Below are 20184 nucleotides of genomic sequence, written 5' to 3'. Positions count from 1 at the left end.
CTCAGGAATAATAGTTTTTCTTTACTGGTTTAGAGAGGACTGAAGTCTTCTCTAAAAACCGGGTAAATTCTTCATTTTTAGCAACTTGAGTGAGTTAATAAAGTCTGTTGAATTTTGTCTAATAATTGTGCTGCCGACAAGGAAGAAGGCAAAATCTTGGCAGATACTTCTTGCAGCAGAAAGTCGATCGCCTCGGATTCCGAATTTACAGCAGACCGATAATCCCAGACTAAAATCGGCAATTTTACTGGCATTTCCCGGAGGTTCGACAGCGCCTGCAGCATAGCGGTTGATTCTGAGGGGGCATCTCGCAAGCACAGCAAAACTAAGTCAACGCTTTGATATTGCAACTGCTGTAAAACTTCAGTCCAGCAGGGAGCGATCGACCCTCGAAATCCTGCTGTTTGGATGTACTGAATCAAAGCTTGAAGGTTGGGAGTAGAAAACTTGGAATTGGAATTAGGAATCTGGGCATTGGTCGATCGATCGCGATTTTCCAATTCTCCCGTCTGGTTCCCCCCAGCAGTGCGGTGCAAATCGGGTAAAGTCGAAATGTCGGCAAATAAAATGCTGGGCTTCCAACTCATGCCTGCAGCGACTTGAATCACTTGCCACAATGCACTGGCCACCAACCCAGTACCTGAAGTTTCACTGTCGTCGGGACAGCGGGTAGCCAAACAGGGAAATACGGACAATCCTTTGACTTGATTTGCCAGTTGCGTAGTTGCGGGGTCTAAAGTCACCAAGGGGAGAGAACCCAAATTTCGAGACCGACTTAACTGTTCGATAAAAGCTAAGGGGTTTTGCAGTTGACTCGTACCGTCCAAAACTATCGCGTCGGGCCGCCAAATTCGGGCAACGACTTCTGCTTGGCCGAGGTCGTCTGCTTCTAAAACGCGGCAGTGGGTGGGGTTGAGGAGTAAAGCGGAGCCTTGAGAGGAACTGTTTTGCGGGCTGAGCCACAATACAGTTAAAGAACTCCTCACCTTGGCGGTACTGCTATTACTGTGGCCGATCGAGTCGGCCAGCAGCCGCCGCAAAGCGGGTTCTTCGATCGGCAAGCTCAAAAAGCCTTCGGCTCGGTTGACACTGGCCCGTTCTTTTTCGCCTCTGGTGGCCGTGACAATCGCCGGAATCGATCGGGTATCCGGGTCGCTCTTGAGCAGCGTCAGCACGTCCCAACCGGACAGCAGCGGCAGCAGCGGGTTGAGGAAAATCGCTTCGGGACTAAACCTGCGGGCTTTTTCCAAGGCTTCGGTGCCGGAACGGGCGACTATTACTTGGTAGCCCAAACCAGAGAGGACGTTGGTTAAATCTTCGATATATTTAGGAACTGCTTCGACTATTAATACTAAACGAGAGCGAGAATTGGCGATCGGAATCTGATATTGGGGTTTTAATAATTCTTCCTCGGCGGCTCCAGATGCCGGGACTTCTTCGCTCTTTCCCGGAGGATTTGGCGGCAGTAGCAGGGTAAATTGAGAGCCTTGGTTTTCTGAGGAAATAAACGAAACGTCTCCGCCGTGGAGCCGAGCTAGGCGTTGAGTCAGTACCAGTCCCAGTCCTGTTCCTTGAAAGCGTCTGGTGAGGGGGCTTTCTAGTTGTTGGAATTTCTGAAAGATCAGGTGCTGTTTGTCGGCGGGGATGCCGATGCCGGTGTCCCAAACTGTGAATGCAAGCCAGCCTTCCCAAACATTTACTTTCAATCCGATTTTGCCGCCGGCTTCGGTGAATTTTAGGGCGTTGGAAAGGAGGTTAACGAGCATTTGCCGCAGTCGCAGTTCGTCGGCAATTAAGTGGCTCAGTCCCGGTTCTATTTCGAGTGTAAATTCTATTTGGGCGGAGGGTTCTGCGTTTGCTGCGCCGTTTGTTTTGCTCGGCTCCGGAGGGTTTTTTTCTTCTTGCTGTTGCAGTTGTTTTGCTTGTTCAAAGGCTCTTTTGCAGGTAGCTGCTATTTCTATCGGTTCGGGAATTAGTTCGAGCTGCCCGGTTTCCATCCGGGTCAAGTCTAAAATGTCGTTAACTATTGTCATCAAATGCCGCCCGCTTTTATGGATTAGTTTGGCGTAGCGTGTTTGGCGGTCGTTGAGTTCTCCGATCAATTTATCTTTGAGGAGGCTCGACAAACCGAGGACGGCGGTGAGCGGGGTTTTTAGTTCGTGGCTGATGCAGGATAAAAATTCGTCTTTGAGTCGGTTGAGGTGGATTAAATCTGCGTTTTTCGCTGCTAGTTCTTTGGCGACTAAATGTTCTTCTGTGACATCTTGTCCCATTACTAAAATTAGCTTGTCTGAGAGCGGCTGTTTGACAAATTGCCAGATCCGTTCTTGACCTTTTTGTACGGGGCACTCGCAAATGTAGGTGTCTGGTTTGCCGGCAGTGGGGCACCAAGCTGGAGCGGTTAAGGTTGAGGGGGATGCGGCGGCGTACAAGGGCAGCGGGCAACTGGTGGCTGGGGTTGAATCGCGATCGCCCGATCTACTTGCTCCTACTATGCTCATGCACTCTTGGGTGATGGGATCTACCTGCAGGCTCTTGTATTCGGTTGTTAAATGGCTGGGTTTGTGGGGCGAGTGTTTGCCCAAATTTGCTGCGGGTTCTGGAACTGGTTCCGGGCCTGCTCCCAGCAAAATCCGCCACGCTGCGTTTTGGCTGACTATTTGTGCGGTGGGGGTTTGCAATCTCAGGGGCAGGGGCAGTTTTTCCAACAGTTGGACGAGGGAGTTGAGGTTTTCCGAGGGTTTCAATCCTGCTTCTAGAAAGCGCATTTGAGCGTCTAGGGCAGTGGCGATGGCTTCGGAAATCGGCCTTAATTCGATTTCTTTGACTGCTGTTGGCGGCTCTGTGAGGCTGCCGATCGAGCTGCTGTTGAGTGCGGCGAATTGCAGCAGGCTCAGGCTGTCTAGCATTCCTAAAAATTTACCGCCGGCATCTGTGAGGGCGATCGGGCTGTTTGAGGAGCAGCAGGCGGTTTGGGGGCTTGGCCCGGCTGGGGTGTTCAGTTCTTCTGTTTGCAGGTACTGCCAGAATTCGCTGACGCTCAGAGCTGCGGGTAATGCCCTGACTGGTTCGATCGCGATCTGGCTTTCTGACAAAGGTTGCTGCCCGTCGTTTGTACGATCGGTCGCGCGGGCCCAAAGGCTGCGCAGGTAAACTAATCCCAGGGGCTGTAGCTGTTCGTTGACTACTGCGACTCGATCGCAGTTACTGGATCTGAAAATTGACTGCAGCGATTCTAGCGCCGCAGTTTGGAGGCACAGCGGCACTGGCTCGATAAAATTTTTGAGACTGGGGCTGGTGGTTGACATAACAAACCTGAGAGTCTGCTATACATAGCAGTAATATTTTTGAGACGTAATGTAGCTGAGGATTTCTGTACCTTATTTGTTTTATATCAGTTTGCTAGTATGCCGGGGATCTGCACCGAAACCTGGGAGTTCGATGCCTGCACCTGATTTGAGGCGGCTAGCAATTATTTTAAGGCTTAAGCTTAATTGCAGAAATCAAGCTCAGGGTGCTTGACACAAAAACAAAGGAGTACAGTCCGATTATTCCTGTGATGCAAGTACATCGCTTATTTTGCGGTTAAGATTGGTTAAAATAAATGTTGAGATGATTGTTAAAATGTTAAGTTTTTTGTAAAGGAGATATCAACTCTGAGCGATCCAGCACTTTCGGGCAACTTAGGTGGTGTACCTACAGCTTTGCTTCCCCAACTGTCTATCGGTATTTTTGTCCGCTCTCAGGAAATCGCAGCCTCCGCGATCGAGCTTTTGAGGGGCGATCGCTATGCTTTAACGCACATTAAGTCGGTCGCGGAGTTCTTGGGGTTCCTTAAGCAGAATTACCATCTTGATTGTTTGATTTTTGAGGTGGATGGGGATCTGCGATCGCTTCTGGGCAAGCTGCAAGAGCGATCGATCTTTTTGCCTGCGGTGATTTTTTCGCCCCAGCCCGGGGTGGAAGGAATGCCCGAAGCACCATCATCATATTCAGATGGTTTTGAGACCGCAGCCAGTAGCGCCAACAATAGCCAAGAGGAAAGCTGTGCTTTTTTTTATCACCCTGCTGAGGTGCAACTGGCAATCGCTCGATCGAGCGAAATAGGTTCAGGTATCGATCGGGCGATCGCACAATTCCTGAAACTTTCAACTCCGGTTCCTGTCAATTACCAATCCGCAACGGTCGATGCAACGGCCCAATTAACTGCTCAAAGTTTGCTAAGCCGACAGCAGCGGCGACTGGCGGAAAAATTACGCGAGCGATTAGGATATTTGGGCATTTATTATAAAAGAAATTCCCAGATTTTTTTGCGAAATCTGTCTGAATCAGATAAGCAAAAGTTTTTGGAGCAACTCAAGTCAAGTTATCGCCACATCCTTTTAAATTATTTTTCTCAAGATACTGCGGTCAACAATCAAATAGATGAATTTGTGAATTTGGCTTTTTTTGCTGACGTTCCCGTCACTCAAATTGTTGAAATTCACATGGAATTGATGGACGAGTTTGCTAAACAGCTAAAATTAGAAGGGCGCAACGAGGAAATATTGCTCGATTACCGCTTGACTCTGATTGACGCGATCGCTCATATGTGCGAGATGTACAGGCGATCTATTCCGAAAGAGGCATCTCAAGGTAAGAGGTAGAAGGGATTGGGCAGAATTTAAGAAAAAACAAGGTAGAAAAGAGAATTTAACAAAGAAGAAAGGAAAAGACAAACGGCCGCGCGATCGCGAGGCTGAAATTATTATAAAATAACAAAGAACAGCGGATTCAAGAGAAATAACAACTATAACTAACATCTGACAACTAATACTCAACATTAAAAAAAGTTCATGAGTTCTCTGAAGAAAACCTACGTTCTGAAGCTGTACGTTGCGGGGAATACTCCCAACTCCGTGCGAGCTTTAAAAACCCTCAAGGACATTTTAGAACAAGAATTTCAAGGAGTCTATGCGCTGAAAGTCATAGACGTTCTCAAAAATCCTCAGCTAGCAGAAGAGGACAAAATATTGGCAACCCCAACGCTGTCAAAAATCCTGCCGCCGCCGGTGCGAAAAATTATTGGCGATTTGTCCGATCGCGAGAAAGTTCTGATAGGATTAGATTTGCTCTATGAAGAACTTCGCGAAGAAGACCTGAATTCATAAGATAATCAGGTGAGAGCCAGTCGATTTTAGATTTGAGACTTCGGCGTGAGACGTTCGGCGAGCGCTCAGTCTAGCCGTCGAGTCGCGCTCAGTCGAACGATTTGAGATTTTAGATTTACTCCACAGATGCATCTGGGAGCTTGAACAAGAGTCTAAAATTTTGATCTCTCCACGACAGGAGTACGTGGCACGGTATCTGTTTTTGGGCGGGGTCATTAGTCAGCAGTCAGCAGTCATTAGTTATTGAGCAAGAGCCAAAACTAAAAGCTGGGTACAAAGACTCATGATCGGCGGTTAATGAGTGACAACTAAAGAATACTGAGAGTTGACAAAAATCGACATGAATGAAATTAGTCAAACGGTTCAACGACAAGGATTGGTAACGGCAGGAGTTGAAAAAATTCGCACGATGATTGAGGGTTTCGATGACATCAGTCACGGCGGAATGCCGGTCGGCAGAACCACCCTAGTCAGCGGCACGTCAGGAACGGGAAAAACTTTATTTGCCGTACAATTTCTCTATAACGGAATTACCCATTTTGACGAAGCTGGAGTGTTCGTAACTTTTGAAGAATCTCCGACAGATATTATTAAAAATGCTTGCAGTTTCGGTTGGGATCTCGCACAGCTAATCGATGAAGGCAAGCTATTTATTTTGGATGCTTCCCCCGATCCTGAAGGTCAAGATATCGTAGGAAATTTTGATTTGTCAGCCTTAATCGAGCGAATTCAGTACGCCATTCGCAAGTACAAAGCCAAGCGGGTTTCTATAGATTCGGTGACAGCCGTATTTCAGCAATATGACGCTGCATCTGTAGTGCGCCGAGAAATTTTTCGCTTAGTTGCGCGCCTCAAACAAGTAGGAGCAACTACAGTTATGACTACGGAACGGGTGGAAGAATACGGCCCGGTAGCTCGGTTTGGAGTGGAAGAGTTTGTGTCGGATAATGTGGTGATTGTTCGCAACGTATTGGAAGGAGAACGCCGCCGCCGCACCATCGAAATTTTGAAGTTGCGGGGTACAACTCACATGAAGGGCGAATATCCTTTTACTATGACTAATGACGGAATTAATATTTTTCCACTGGGGGCGATGCGATTAACTCAAAAGTCTTCAAACGTGCGGGTTTCTTCGGGCGATAAAACTCTTGACGAGATGTGCGGTGGCGGTTTCTTCAAAGACTCGATTATTTTGGCTACGGGTGCAACGGGAACCGGCAAAACGCTGTTGGTGAGCAAGTTCTTGCAGAATGCTTGTATGAACGGCAATCGGGCGCTGCTTTTTGCCTATGAAGAGTCGCGGGCTCAGTTGTTCCGCAATGCTTATTCTTGGGGCATTGATTTTGAGGAAATGGAACAGAAAGGACTGCTAAAGCTGCTGTGTACTTACCCGGAATCTGCCGGTTTGGAAGACCACTTGCAGACTATTAAATCAGAAATTGCTGAGTTCAAACCTTCTCGAATTGCTATAGACTCGCTGTCGGCCTTAGCTAGGGGTGTCAGCAATAATGCTTTCAGGCAATTTGTGATCGGAGTGACAGGTTTTGCGAAGCAGGAAGAAATAACTGGCTTTTTTACGAATACAAGCGACCAGTTTATGGGTTCTAATTCGATTACGGACTCCCATATTTCTACGATTACTGACACGATTATTATGCTGCAGTATGTAGAGATCCGAGGAGAAATGTCCCGGGCAATTAATGTCTTTAAGATGCGCGGTTCGTGGCACGACAAAGGGATTCGGGAATACACGATTACTGAAAGAGGGCCACAAATTAAAGATTCGTTCCGTGGTTACGAACGGATTATTAGCGGTTCTCCGACTCGGATTACCATTAATGAGAAGAATGAGCTATCGCGGATTCTCCAGGGTGTACAAGGTCAAGAGGATGAGGATATTTGAGAGTTCGCAGTGATTCGTCGTTAAAATGAGGTTGGGTTGAGCTAGGAAACCCAACTTTTTTAATTTGAGGAGTTTGTGAACATTTATAGCAACCGCGACAATGTTTGGGAGGTTCTTAATTGCTGAAATATGAGCTTTTATTGCCTTCTGAATAAGCCCATTTTGCTATAGCAATCGCACTAAATAGGTTGTGGTAAAAATCTAGGGGTAAGCTGTTGTGCCTCTAAATTGTATATTTCAATGACATCTCAAAAATCATAAAATCCTGTCCCCATCCGACTTTTGAACATAACAGAAAATCTTTCTGACTTAGCAGCTTAGTGCCGCGTAGTACCTATCCCTACTACCCCTAGATTAGGGGAACCACGGGGAATTGCCTATACAAAAACATTAGAACTAATTTTATTATCAAAAATCATTATTTACACGTCATTAGCAGTATTGATATCTCCCTATATCCACAAGATGCAATGAATGTTGATACCTTGCTCAACAATGCAGATATTGCCCTAAATCGTGTTAAAGGATCAGGGCGCAATACCTATAGTTTTTAGACAGTAACAATACCTTCGCCCGAATCGAATACCCTCGCCATTGGCGATCGAAAATCGCTTGAATTGTGCTTGGAAGGCGAATGCTTGCTGTATTATCAACTCAGCTCTATTTGCAAATAAGTAGCCTTGCTGGTGTTTAAGTTATCCTAGGATGGCATTCTCATGAACTAGGTTGGATTCCTCCCGATGGATTTATTCCCATCGCCGAAGAAACAGGATTGATTTTGCCATTGGGAAAATAAATTTTAGACCAAGCTTGTTGACAATATCAGCAGGGGCTAGGAGCCGGACTAATTTTTCAGAAAATCGCGGTAAATCCGTCGGCACGTCAACTCATCCAACTAACTTTAATCACTAAGAGCGATCGCATTCTTGAGCGCACCGATATTAATCCGAAATATCTAGAGCTAGAGATTACCGAAACGGCAATCATGCTTAATTTTGACATTACATACAATGTTTTAACCCTATTATCAGAGCGTGATATTCGGATTTATGTCGATGATTTGGGGACTGGCTATGCTGATTTTAACTACCAGAAAAATTTTCCGGTGAAATCGCTCAAGATCGATCGCTCATTTGTGCACGATTTAGCCAGCGCTCCGAGCGATCGCGGAATTGACAAAGCCCTACTTGCAATGGCACATGGCTTAAATCTGAGCACAATAGCCGAAGCAATTGAAATCCCAGCGCAATTGCAATAGTTACAAGTGCTCGGCTGTGAAGTCGGTCAGAGTTATATGTTTAGCCCGCCTGTCCGTGCTGAGGTTGCCACTCAATTAATCTGACATCCTGAATTGTTGTCTATCCCTATTTGGGATCAGCAATCCTTATAAAAGCGCCCAAAAGTCTTATAATCAACTTAATGCTCGTGTCGATCACATGACTCAAAATATTTTTTTGCGGAATAATATAAAAGTGTTTGGACAAGGCACCCAGACCCTGATGTTTGCTCATGGATTTGGGTGCGATCAAAATATGTGGCGTTTCGTGACACAGGCCTTCGAGAAGGACTACAAAATTATCCTATTTGATTATGTAGGTTCTGGAAAATCTGATATTAGTGCCTACAGTTCTGAACGTTACAGCGACCTCTATGGCTATGTTCAGGATGTCCTCGATATCTGTAGAGAATTAGCCTTGACTGATGTGATTTTTGTCGGCCATTCTGTCAGCAGTATGATCGGTCTTCTCTCCTCAATTCAAGCTCCTAATTACTTTAATCGCCTGATTCTCCTAGGGCCTTCACCCTGCTACATTAATGATTTACCAAATTATTACGGAGGTTTTGAGCGCAAAGATATTGAGGATCTCCTCGATATCATGGAGAAAAATTACATTGGTTGGGCAAGCTTTATGGCGCCAATTGTGATGCAGAATCAGGATCGTCCTGAGTTAAGTGATGAGCTTGAGGCAAGTTTTTGCTCCACCGACCCGGTGGTTGCAAGTCGCTTTGCCGAGGTGACTTTTTACTCGGACAATCGCAGTGATTTACCCAAGGTGTCAGTACCTTCACTGATATTGCAATGTGCTGATGACGTGATCGCTCCCACCGAGGTAGGGGATTACCTCCACCGCCACCTGCCTAAAAGTAGGCTAGGGCTGATGAAAGCTACGGGACATTGCCCGCACATGAGTCATCCACAAGAGACGATCGAGATGATTAAGGAGTATTTGAGTGTAACTCATACTACCTGATTTGTATGGCAAACATGACCGACCACATAGACGAGCTACTCAACATTTCACCCTGTGGATTCCTCTCGTTTACTGACGATGGTACGATCGTAATGGTCAACGCCACATTACTGCAATTACTCGGACACGAAACCGATGAACTGCGGGAACGGAAAATGGATTCCATTCTGCCGACCGCCAGCCGGATTTTCTTTCAAACCCATTTCTTCCCCCTGTTGAAGCTCCACGGTAAAGTAGAGGAAATTTACTTCTCATTAAGGTCAAAGCAGGGTAGTGATATACCCATGCTGATCAACGCTGTGCGTCGGAAGAACGGACAAAACTTCGTCAACGATTGCATCTTGATCTGTATCCGCCAGCGTATCATGTACGAAGGTGAAATTATTAAAGCAAAAAAAGCAGCAGAGGCAGCTATTCTCGCCCAAAAGCAAGCGGAAATAGCTCTGCGGAAACAGTACGACAAGGCTATATTACTTCAAGAAATTACTCAACACATCCGTCAATCTCTTGATTTGTGTACAATTTTTGAGATTGCTTCGCAGGAGATTCGCCTGTTTCTTGATGCCGAGCGCGTCGGCATATTTAAGTTCTATCCTGACAGTAAATTGGGATATGGTGAGTTTGTTTCAGAATCCGTAGGCGAAGGATGTAAATTGGTAAGCAGAAATCAATTTAACGACCATTCTTGTGGTGAACTCTACCCTAATTTATATCAAGAATTTAGAATGCAGGTAGTAGAAGATATCAATAATATTGACCTTCAACACTGTTACCGAGATATTTGGAAACAATTTCCGGTTCGGGCTAATTTAGTTGCGCCGTTGCTCAATGGACAAGATTTGTGGGGGTTGTTATGTATTCATCAATGTTCTGCTCCTCGGCAATGGGAAGAATTTGAAGTTGACCTTGTTAAACAAATTGCTAATCAGTTAGCAATCGCCATTAAACAAGCAGATGTTTTTGAGAAGTTGCAGGAGGAATTGGCAGAAAGGCAGCAGGCACAAGCGCGCATGAGAGAAATTAATCAACAACTTGCACTCTCTAACGAAGAACTAGCCCGCGCTACTCACCTCTTACAACAAGTCGTAAATATTGATGGGCTGACTCAAATTGCTAATCGCCGCTGTTTTAATGACCGCTTAGAGCGTGAATGGGAGCGGCTCTACCGCGAACAAAAACCTATTTCTCTTTTGTTATTTGATGTGGATTATTTCAAACGTTATAATGATTGCTACGGTCATCAAATGGGGGATGATTGTCTGTTCAAACTTGCTCAGACTGTGCAAGAGGTGGTGTACCGTCCGGCGGATTTGGTGGCGCGTTACGGCGGGGAAGAATTTGGCATCATTTTGCCTAATACAGATCTTAAAGGAGCGAGTTCGGTGGCGCAACGGATTCACGCTGCTATTCAAGCTTTAAATATTCCTCACAAAACCTCTGATGTGAGCGACCTAGTTACTATTAGTATGGGTATCGCCAACTTGATTCCGATTTCGGAACTATCATCGGCTGACTTAATTGCGATCGCAGATCGTGCACTCTATCGTGCCAAGGAACAGGGGCGCAATCAGTCCGGGATCGGCGACTACAGCGGCGATTCGATTTTTGACACTGACGCTTAAATCACAATAATTGAGACAGAGGACAAAAATTTGTCCTCTGTCTCTCCAAGTCAGTCATTCTATAAATTTAAATGAGCACGGAGGGATTTGAACCCCCGACCCTCAGGACCGGAACCTGATGCTCTATCCACTGAGCTACGTGCCCTCGACTTTTCTGAGTATAACACGTGTTGCGGAAAATGGCGAGTGCCGATCGCAAATTTCCTGGCCTGACTGCAAACCGCTTGACCCATGCGGGTTCAACTCGCCTGCGCGATCGGATATCAGGTACTTCTCGAACCCAGAGACTGCAAATTTTATCTAAAAGGTCACAATAATACGACAATGGGTAAAATAATAGACTTTAATCTAGCAAACATTAGGTTCACATTCGATCGGGGTCGAGCATCTACCACAGCTAAAATAGCCCGCATCAATTCCTCCTAGCTAATCGGCAGTAAATAAATGGTGCTGCTGTTAAGACCGGTTGTGCAAATACGGTTGTAGACTAAGTTCACCACACCTCTCAATCTTATGGTTTCTAAAATTTTAGACAAATTACCGCTGCGAACTGTTCTCATAGTTCCCTTTGTACTGCAAATCGTGGGAGCCGTGGGACTCGTAGGATATCTGTCTTTTAGAAACGGACAAAAAGCAGTTAATAACCTTGCCAGTCAGTTAATGAACGAGGTGAGTTTGCGTGTAGAGCAAAACCTGCAAGTTTACCTGAAAACTCCCCATCAAATCAATCAAACTAAGCTGGATGCTGTCAAGCTCGGGTTGTTAAAGATGGAAAACTTATCAGCTTGGGAGAAATATCTTTGGCGGCAAGTACAATTATATCCCTATATCAATTATACCTCGGTTGGCAACGAGAACGGAGATTATAGATCCGGCGAACAACTGTCTAACGGTTCCCGAACGATTAATGTGATAGAGAAATCTACGGGGTTAAATTTTTATTCTTATAATACAGATAAAAACGGCGATCGCACTACACTTGTTACCGTTGTAAAAAATTTTGATAACCGACAGCATCCTGCGTACAAAAGTGCAGTAAAATCAGGTAAACCAACTTGGAGTTCGGTTTTTGTTTCCTTACTAGAACCGACATTAATTATCAACGCTCTCCAACCAGTATACAGCGAAAAATATCAGCTAGAAGGAGTATTATGTGCTGCCTTGCGTCTCGACCATCTTGGGAGATTTCTCAACAGTCTCAAAGTTGGCAAATCCGGTCAAACATTTATTATCGATCGCCAGGGTACTTTGTTAGCAACTTCCACCACCGAAAAACCATTTCGCACCAAAGATAATCAAAAACAATTGTTTAAAGTGGAAGAAAGCAGCAACCCTTTTACTCAAGCGACAGCTAAATATTTGACGGCACAGTTTCAAAAATTAGACCAAATTAAAAAATCAGAGTTATTGGAATTTGAAATAGATGGCAAGCGACAACTTTTAAAAGTCCTGCCGTTCCAAGACGGCAAAGGTTTAGACTGGCTGATTGTAGTAGTTGTTCCCGAAGCAGATTTCACCAAAGAAATCGATGCCAATACCCGCACAGCGGTTTTGCTTTGTTTTGCAGCTTTAGGAGTAGCTGTGGCGATCGGCATTCTGACTTCTCGGTGGGTGACAAATCCTATATTGAGCTTAAATACAGCCGCCAAAAATATTGCTAAAGGTGAATGGAACCAAACAGTAGAAAGCGAACGATCCGACGAATTGGGGGAATTAGCCAAGTCATTTAACAGCATGGCTCAACAACTGCAACAATCTTTTGAAACTTTAGAACACCGAGTGCATGAGCGGACGGCGGAATTGGCTGTAGCTAAAGACAAAGCGGAAGTAGCAAATCAAGCTAAAAGCACCTTCCTTGCTAACATGAGCCACGAATTGCGATCGCCTCTCAATGCAATTCTCGGCTTTTCCCAACTGATGACTCGCAGCCAAACTCTATCTTTAGAACATCAAGAAAATATTAGCATAATTAGCAGCAGCGGAGAACACCTACTCACCCTGATTAATAACGTACTAGATTTATCTAAAATTGAATCTGGGCGCACTACCCTCAATCACAAAAAAATTGACCTTTATCGCCTTCTCAACGACTTGGAAGATATGTTTCAACTCAAAGCAGATGACAAGCATTTGCAGTTAGTTTTTGAGCGCAGTCCCGAGGTGCCACAATTCGTAGAAACTGACGATTTAAAGTTGCGGCAAATCTTAATTAATCTGCTCAATAACTCTCTTAAATTTACCGAGAATGGCGGTGTATCGGTCAGAGTTAGCAAGCAGTCATCAGGCAGAAATCAGAATAGAGAAGAGGAAAATCTTTATCTCTCAGTATCATTAAAAAATAATAGAGAAGTTTCCGCCAGTAATAATCTGGAATTTTCCCAATTAAATCAATCTAAAAACGCAATTTTTGCCACCAAACATGACGAAGCAGAAGCTGCCTCTTCCTTCTTCCTCCATTTTGAAGTCGAAGATACTGGCCCCGGTATTGCCACCAATGAATTAGACAATCTTTTTGAAGCTTTCGTCCAAACCAAGACAGGCAAAGATTCGCAAGAAGGTACAGGCTTGGGATTGCCAATTAGCCGCAAATTTGTGGAATTAATGGGCGGCGAAATGAGTGTCTGTTCTGCTGTTGGCAAGGGAAGTAATTTTAAGTTTGACATTCAAGTTATTGCGGTCGATGCGGCTGATATTGAAAGCCGAAAACCGACCCGCAATGTTATTGCCCTGGAACCAAACCAACACAGCTATAGAATTTTGATAGTAGACGATAAACCGCTCAACCGCCAACTGTTAATTAAAATTCTTCATCCTCTGGGTTTTGAACTGAAAGAAGCTACTAACGGTCAAGAAGCTATTGAGATTTGGGACAGTTGGGAACCGCATTTAATTTGGATGGACATGAGAATGCCCGTGATGGACGGCTACGAAGCGACGCAATACATTAAAACCACTATTAAAGGTCAAGCTACTGCGATAATTGCACTGACTGCGAGCGTTTTGGAGGAAGAACGGGCAGTTATCTTATCGGCGGGCTGCGATGCTTTTATGCGGAAACCTTTCCGGGAAGCGGATATTTTTGATGCTATGCACAAACATATCGGAGTGCGCTATCTTTATGAAGATCCGGGTCAAGGTAATTTATTGGGCATCAAAGAGGGCGATCGCGCAATTACTGCGGCTGATTTCGTGAAATTGCCTGACTCGCTGGTAGCTGATTTAAAGCTGGCGATACTGAATGCTGATATGGATTTAATTGATAGCTCTATCGAGCAAATTCGATTAAAAGATGCTGTAACGGCTGGTGCGATCGCGAATTGTATAGAAAATTTCGAGTACGACAAAGTTTTAAAGTTAATCTCTCAAAGAATATCAAATGAATAACGACCTTCTCAGCACCGATCGCGGTAATATTTTAGTAGTTGACGACACCCCAGCTAATTTGCGCCTCCTAGCCGGAATTTTGAATGGCAAGGGCTATAAAGTCCGCCCCGTACCTAGCGGCGAGTTAGCGCTTTCGGCGGCAAAAGGTATGCCTCCCGATTTGATTTTGCTGGATATTATGATGCCCGAAATGAATGGGTACGAAGTTTGCGAAAAAATCAAAGCTGATGAACGCACTCGCGACATTCCGGTGATTTTTATTAGCGCGATTAATGACGTACTAGATAAAGTCAAAGCCTTTGCTGTGGGCGGGATAGATTATATTACCAAGCCCTTTCACGTGGAAGAGGTTCTAGTTAGGGTAGAAACCCATTTAGCAATCTGCCAGTTGCAAAAAAAGCTCCAACAGAAAAACGATGAACTGACAGTCACTTTAGACCAACTGCAAGCTACTCAAAGTCAATTAGTGCAATCGGAAAAAATGGCCGCCTTAGGGCAATTAATTGCGGGCATTGCTCACGAAATTAATACGCCACTGGGGGCGATTCGATCGTCTATTGGAAATATTACCAGCTTTTTGGATAACAATCTCGAAAGTTTGCCAGTTTTTTTCAAAGAACTGTCAACCGAACGCCAGCAGGATTTCGTGAGTTTGATGTACAGTTCCAGCCAACAAACTTACTCTTTATCTACGCGAGAAAAACGGGGATTGAAAAAAGACCTGAAGCAGCAATTAGAGTCGGAAGGGATTGACAATGCTGACAGCATTGCTAGCATTTTAGTCAATATCGGATTGCATGGAAATCTGCAACAATTCTTGCCGTTGCTCAAAGATCCTGACAGCGAAAATATTATAAAAACAGCCTATGACTTTGCTAGCATTCACAGAAGCGCCCGAACCATCGCTACCGCTACTGAACGCGCTGCAAAAGTCGTCTTTGCCCTAAAAAATTATTCGCGTTACGATGTAAATGGGGAAAAAATACAGGTGAATATTACCGAGGGAATTGAAACTGTATTAACTCTTTATCAGAACCAGATAAAGCAGGGTGTAGAAGTCGTCCGAAACTATCAATCTCAATTGCCTGCGGTACTGTGTTATCCCGACGAACTCAATCAAGTTTGGACAAATTTAATTCACAATGCCTTACAAGCGATGGACAATCAAGGAACTTTAACACTTGACGTGGTAGAGCAAGATACCAATATCCTAGTAAAAATTACTGACAGCGGTAAGGGGATTCAACCGGAGATTTTTATGAAAATTTTTGAGCCGTTTTTTACTACCAAACCTGCGGGAGAAGGCAGCGGGTTGGGATTGGATATTGTCAAAAAAATAATTGAAAAACATCAGGGTAGAGTTGATGTGGAGTCCGTGCCCGGTAAAACAGCATTTACAGTCTCTTTGCCGATTAATTTAACGGAGTAGGTAAAGCGCCGCAGACTGAAGTCTGGGGCTAAAAATTTGCAGTCTAACCGCGCGGGATGTAGAATTTGGAAAACGGTGTGCTTACCCATCGGGGTTGACTCTGCCACACTAAAGAAGGAAACTAGCGATGTCTAAACCAGCAATTTTGTGCGTTGACGATGAAGTAGGGGTATTGGAAAGTCTGGAAATTGAACTGCAACAGGCATTTAACGGTAAATATATTTGCGAATTTGCTGAAAGTGCGGCCGAAGCCCTAGAGATTATTGAAGAGCTATGTGAAGCTGATGTTAACATTCTAGTGATTGTCTCTGATTGGTTGATGCCCGGAATGAAAGGAGATGAACTGCTGATTATAATTCATCAAAAATATCCGCAAATTGTGAAAGTGATGCTGACGGGACAAGCAGACAAAGAAGCAATCGAACGAACAAAAATTCAAGCAAATCTTCATGCTTTTATACAAAAACCTTGGGAAAATCAAGAATTAATTGAAGCGATTAATTCTGGTTTAGCAAATTTATGAAAAAACCCGTCATTATTTGTGTTGATGATGAGCAGACTATACTCGATAGTCTGGAAATAGACCTGCTAAAAGCCTTTGAAGATAAATATTTAATTGAAACGGCCCAAAGTGGCGAAGAAGCTTTAGAGTTGCTGTCAGAACTTTTAGCAGAACAGTATGAAGTTCCTTTGGTTATTTCGGATCATATCATGCCTAATATGAAAGGAGACGAACTATTAAGGAACGTTCATGCTATCTCGCCAAACTGTCTCAAGATTATGCTGACAGGGCAGGCAGATTTGGAGGCGGTAGCCAATGCTATTAACTATGCTAAATTGTACCGATACATACCTAAACCTTGGCAATGTGATGACTTAAAATTAACTGTTACTGAGGCAATATATAGATATTTTCAAGATAAACAATTAGCTGAAAAACAAAGAGAACTTCAGGAAATGAATCAGGAGTTGGTAAAATTAAGCCGCAAGCAGGCAATGCTGATTGCCAAACTCCATGAAAATGAAAGCCGCTTGACGCAATATTTAGAAGCTATCCCTTTGGGCGTGTGTGTACTTGATGCAAACGGGCAATCTTTCTACGCTAATCAGAAGGCGCGGGATGTATTTGGCAAAGGCACTGTGCCGCATATTAATTCAGAGCAAAAAGCAGCAATTTATCAATTCTATAAAGCCGGAACTAATCAGAGATGCCCCGTGGAAGACTTGCCAATTATGCGGGCACTTCGGGGCGAAAATGTGCGGACTGAGAGTGTAGAAATTCGTACAGCTAATAAGATTATTCCTGTAGAGAGTTGGGCGACTCCAATTTATGATTCTACAGGCGACATTTCCTATGCGATTATTGCTTTTAGTGACATAACTGAACGCAAGGAAGCTGAAGCGGCGCTAATTCAAGCTGAAGAGAAGTATCGCGGGATATTTGAAAATGCTCTCGAAGGTATTTTTCAGACGACGCCAGAGGGACTTTTTATTAGTGCGAATCCTGCTCTTGCGGAAATTTACGGTTATGATTCCGCGTCAGAATTGATAGAAAGTATTAATGATATTCAGCAGCAATTGTACGTGGAACCAAACCGCCGTCAAGAGTTTCTGGCGCTGATGAAACAGCACGGTACTCTGTGTGAGTTTGAGTCTCAGGTTTACTGTCGAGATGGCAGCATTATCTGGATTTCTGAATATGCGCGCACAGTTTGTGATGCTAACGGTGAAGTGCTTTACTATCAGGGTTTTGCTAAGGATATTAGTTTGCAAAGACAGGTGGAATTGGAAAGAATCAAGTTTACTAATGATTTAGAAAAAGCTTTGGCAGCCGAAGAAAAGTTAAACGAGGCGCTGTCAGAAAGCGAAAGCCGATTGACTCAATTCCTGGAAGCGATGCCTGTGGGCATATTTGTTGTGGATGGTAAGGGTAAACCTTTTTATATGAATTCTTGGGGCGAAAGGATACTAGCCCAAGGTTTAATTTCTGATGTGGTTACTGAGCAATTTCCAGAAGCTTATCATTTTTACGACGCTGGAACTAATCAATTGTATCCGAGGGATCGCCAACCGATTATTCGGGCGTTGCGGGGAGAATTTGTGCGTATGGACGATCTAGAAATTCATGGGTCGGATAGGAGTGTGCCGATCGAGGTTTGGGCGACTCCAATCTACGACGAACGGAAAAACATAGTTTACGCGATCGCAGCTTTTCAAGACATCACAGAACGTCAAGAGGTAGAAACCGAGCGCCGCCAATTCACAGACGAGTTGGAAAAAGCTTTAGCAGCGGAAGAAAAATTAACAGATGCTTACGGGCGGTTTGTGCCGCACGAATTTCTCCACTTTCTGGGATATGAAAGTATTCTGGAAGTAAAATTAGGCGATCAAGTACAGAAAGAAATGTCGGTGCTGTTTTCAGATATTCGCAATTTCACTTTTCTTTCTGAGACAATGAATCCCGAAGAAAATTTTCAATTTATTAATGCTTATTTGTCGCGGATGGAACCTGCAATTACTGACAATTTTGGTTTTATTGATAAATACATTGGCGACGCGATTATGGCGCTGTTTGATGGCAGTGCTGACAATGCTGTGAAAGCTGGAATTGCTATGCTAGAACACCTTAACGAGTATAATATTAGTCGCAATAGACCCGATCGCCCGCCGCTGCAAATTGGCATTGGAATCAATACGGGTTCTTTGATGTTAGGCACGGTTGGCGGTCAAAGCCGGATGGACAGCACGGTGATTAGCGATGCGGTAAACTTAGCCTCCCGCGTGGAATGTTTGACTAAAGAGTATGGAGTTTCGATGTTAATTACTCACAATACTTTTATACAGTTGAACGATATTTATGATTTTAGGTTGATCGATCGCGTCAAAGTTAAAGGCAAATCGCGAATGGTAACAGTTTATGAAGTATTTTCGGCCGATCCGGCAGAGTTACGACTGAAAAAGTTAGAGACAAAGACAATCTTTGAGCAAGCTTTGGTACTCTACAATAGTGACAGGTGTGTCGAAGCTAAAAGATTGTTTTCGGCGTGCTTGGAAATCAACCCTAAGGATAAGGTAGCTCAAATCTATATGCAGCGGTGTCTCAAAGGGGCGATCGCTCGTGCATAATACCATTTTAGATTTAGATTGTATAATTGGGAATGATTTATTCCATAAGGATTTGGACTTTGCCTACAGTTGTCTTCTTTTTTGAAACTGGTATAATCATTGTTTAGACAGGCAGAAAAACGCAAACTATTGTTTCTTGCTGCGGCAAACTTTCTATTTTAAATCCTCCTCCGTGCAATTCTGCAAGGCGTTGAACGATAGCCAAACCCAATCCTAAACCTGCTTGTTGGTAAAGTTTGCGATCGAACTGTCTGTAAGCTTCTAGGTGTGCAATCTGATCGGCAGTCATGCCGCGGCCTTGGTCTTTTACAGATAGAACAAAAGTCTGGTTTTCCACCAAAGTGCTTAAGAAAACCGGCGTTCCTTCTAAAGAAAATTTGAAGGCATTGTCCAATAGTTCCTCAACAATTTTTGTGAGTCTGATAGCATCCATAGCCACCGACGAATCTTGCAAATTTAATTGTAAATCGTCTGTTCTATTCGCGTGTTTCGCTTGCTGCCGCGCTTTTTGAGTCAGCAAAGATTTTACGCAGCTAAATTCGCTATTGCGCATCTCCTTTAGCAGTTCGGGATTTGTGGCTGCTATCTCCAGTTCTGCATACAGCAAAAAGTTCTGAATCAGCCTGTACAAGCGATGGCCGGAAGTTTGGATTTGACCGATCATCTCTAAGATATCTGATTCCTCTAAGACATGATATTCTGACAAAATTAGCTCGGAAAAACCCATAATTGCATTCAAAGGAGTCCGCAATTCGTGGGGGAGCGACATACTAATGTTGGTGCGCAATTCGTCTAGCGTTTTTTGAGATTGCCTGCTAATTGTTTTCTGTTTTTCAAGTCTAATAGCAATTGCTTTGAGCAGTTCTTGCGGCGTACAAGGCTTAGTAATGTAATCGTCTGCTCCCAGTTCCATGCCCGTGCGAACGTCACTTTTATCGGCTTTTGCTGTGAGAAAAATAAACGGAATTGTGGCAGTCAGAGGTTCGGAACGCAAAGCTTTGAGGACGCAGTGACCGTCAACTTCCGGCATCATCATGTCGCACAATATTAAATCTGGGATTTGTTCGATCGCCAGTTTGATGCCGACGTTGCCGTTAATCGCTCCAATTCCTTCAAAATTCTCGGCTTCGAGCAACTCTAAAATATTTTCTCTAATCGATTCTTCGTCTTCAATTACCAAAATCTTTGCCACGGTTATTGCTCCTTTTAGTTAATAGTTTGTTTAAAAAACCTGCGTTACGACAGTTGACAAATTTGTTTATTTATGAACTTAATCGATCCTTAACCTGCGGATGTTTTTAGTTGATATAGCAACCGC

Annotated in this window: 13 protein-coding genes and 1 tRNA gene; 11 read left to right on the top strand and 3 right to left on the bottom strand. The window is 44.1% G+C overall.

The annotated features are described in order from the left end of the window. Positions 1-77: 77 nt before the first annotated feature. Positions 78-3308, bottom strand: a complete 3231-nt coding sequence (locus QUA13_RS02275) for an ATP-binding protein (protein WP_333196312.1) — start codon at positions 3306-3308, stop codon at positions 78-80. A 396-nt stretch (positions 3309-3704) separates the two neighbouring features. Between QUA13_RS02275 and QUA13_RS02270 the strand changes: the two genes are divergently transcribed. From QUA13_RS02270 to QUA13_RS02245, 7 genes are all read left to right on the top strand, one after another. After that, positions 3705-4646: a circadian clock protein KaiA gene (locus tag QUA13_RS02270; protein ID WP_333196310.1), complete on the top strand. Its 942-nt coding sequence runs from the start codon at positions 3705-3707 to the stop codon at positions 4644-4646. A 189-nt stretch (positions 4647-4835) separates the two neighbouring features. After that, positions 4836-5150: a circadian clock protein KaiB gene (gene kaiB / locus QUA13_RS02265; protein WP_172190796.1), complete on the top strand. Its 315-nt coding sequence runs from the start codon at positions 4836-4838 to the stop codon at positions 5148-5150. 340 nt (positions 5151-5490) lie between these two features. After that, positions 5491-7053, top strand: a complete 1563-nt coding sequence (kaiC, locus tag QUA13_RS02260) for a circadian clock protein KaiC (RefSeq protein ID WP_333196309.1) — start codon at positions 5491-5493, stop codon at positions 7051-7053. A gap of 353 nt (positions 7054-7406) precedes the next feature. Beyond that, on the top strand, positions 7407-7607 hold the full coding sequence (locus QUA13_RS32660) for a diguanylate cyclase domain-containing protein (RefSeq protein ID WP_445242668.1): 201 nt from the start codon (positions 7407-7409) through the stop codon (positions 7605-7607). Positions 7608-7900: 293 nt separating this feature from the next. Next, complete coding sequence (locus tag QUA13_RS02255) at positions 7901-8311, top strand: EAL domain-containing protein (RefSeq protein ID WP_333196439.1); 411 nt, start codon at positions 7901-7903, stop codon at positions 8309-8311. Between the two features lie 178 nt (positions 8312-8489). Then, positions 8490-9305: an alpha/beta hydrolase gene (locus QUA13_RS02250; RefSeq protein WP_333196307.1), complete on the top strand. Its 816-nt coding sequence runs from the start codon at positions 8490-8492 to the stop codon at positions 9303-9305. Positions 9306-9310: 5 nt separating this feature from the next. Beyond that, positions 9311-10927, top strand: coding sequence for a diguanylate cyclase domain-containing protein (locus QUA13_RS02245; RefSeq protein WP_333196306.1), 1617 nt, complete (start codon positions 9311-9313; stop codon positions 10925-10927). 72 nt (positions 10928-10999) lie between these two features. Here the strand turns inward: QUA13_RS02245 and QUA13_RS02240 are convergent. Then, a tRNA-Arg gene (locus QUA13_RS02240) sits at positions 11000-11072 on the bottom strand. Positions 11073-11440: 368 nt separating this feature from the next. On the opposite strand from QUA13_RS02240, the gene QUA13_RS02235 reads away from it, so the two are divergent. The 4 genes from QUA13_RS02235 (at position 11441) to QUA13_RS02220 (ending at position 18866) form a co-directional block, all read left to right on the top strand. After that, the gene (locus QUA13_RS02235; RefSeq protein ID WP_333196305.1) at positions 11441-14311 is read left to right on the top strand and encodes an ATP-binding protein; all 2871 of its coding nucleotides are present in this window, start codon (positions 11441-11443) and stop codon (positions 14309-14311) included. Next, positions 14304-15740 (top strand): response regulator, encoded by a 1437-nt coding sequence (locus QUA13_RS02230; RefSeq protein ID WP_333196303.1) that lies wholly within the window; start codon positions 14304-14306, stop codon positions 15738-15740. The genes QUA13_RS02235 and QUA13_RS02230 overlap by 8 nt, the downstream gene beginning before the upstream one ends. A gap of 127 nt (positions 15741-15867) precedes the next feature. Continuing rightward, complete coding sequence (locus tag QUA13_RS02225) at positions 15868-16263, top strand: response regulator (RefSeq protein WP_333196301.1); 396 nt, start codon at positions 15868-15870, stop codon at positions 16261-16263. After that, positions 16260-18866, top strand: a complete 2607-nt coding sequence (locus tag QUA13_RS02220; protein ID WP_333196299.1) for a PAS domain S-box protein — start codon at positions 16260-16262, stop codon at positions 18864-18866. The genes QUA13_RS02225 and QUA13_RS02220 overlap by 4 nt, the downstream gene beginning before the upstream one ends. 103 nt (positions 18867-18969) lie before the next feature. On the opposite strand, the gene QUA13_RS02215 is transcribed toward QUA13_RS02220, so the two are convergent. After that, positions 18970-20058, bottom strand: a complete 1089-nt coding sequence (locus QUA13_RS02215; protein WP_333196297.1) for a response regulator — start codon at positions 20056-20058, stop codon at positions 18970-18972. Positions 20059-20184 lie beyond the last annotated feature (126 nt).

The sequence above is a fragment of the Microcoleus sp. S28C3 genome (assembly GCF_036700785.1).
GTDB lineage: Bacteria > Cyanobacteriota > Cyanobacteriia > Cyanobacteriales > Microcoleaceae > Microcoleus > Microcoleus asticus.
The sequence above is the reverse complement of the archived record's forward strand: the minus strand, read 5'-3'. Positions and strand labels throughout refer to the sequence as shown.

Bases quoted from the DNA above. Each gene is read 5' to 3' on its own strand.
- QUA13_RS02245 (WP_333196306.1), top strand. From the start codon at position 9,311: ATGGCAAACATGACCGACCACATAGACGAGCTACTCAACATTTCACCC.
- kaiC (WP_333196309.1), top strand. From the start codon at position 5,491: ATGAATGAAATTAGTCAAACGGTTCAACGACAAGGATTGGTAACGGCA.
- kaiB (WP_172190796.1), top strand. From the start codon at position 4,836: ATGAGTTCTCTGAAGAAAACCTACGTTCTGAAGCTGTACGTTGCGGGG.
- QUA13_RS02230 (WP_333196303.1), top strand. From the start codon at position 14,304: ATGAATAACGACCTTCTCAGCACCGATCGCGGTAATATTTTAGTAGTT.
- QUA13_RS02235 (WP_333196305.1), top strand. From the start codon at position 11,441: ATGGTTTCTAAAATTTTAGACAAATTACCGCTGCGAACTGTTCTCATA.
- QUA13_RS02275 (WP_333196312.1), bottom strand. From the start codon at position 3,308: ATGTCAACCACCAGCCCCAGTCTCAAAAATTTTATCGAGCCAGTGCCG.
- QUA13_RS02225 (WP_333196301.1), top strand. From the start codon at position 15,868: ATGTCTAAACCAGCAATTTTGTGCGTTGACGATGAAGTAGGGGTATTG.
- QUA13_RS02250 (WP_333196307.1), top strand. From the start codon at position 8,490: ATGACTCAAAATATTTTTTTGCGGAATAATATAAAAGTGTTTGGACAA.
- QUA13_RS02220 (WP_333196299.1), top strand. From the start codon at position 16,260: ATGAAAAAACCCGTCATTATTTGTGTTGATGATGAGCAGACTATACTC.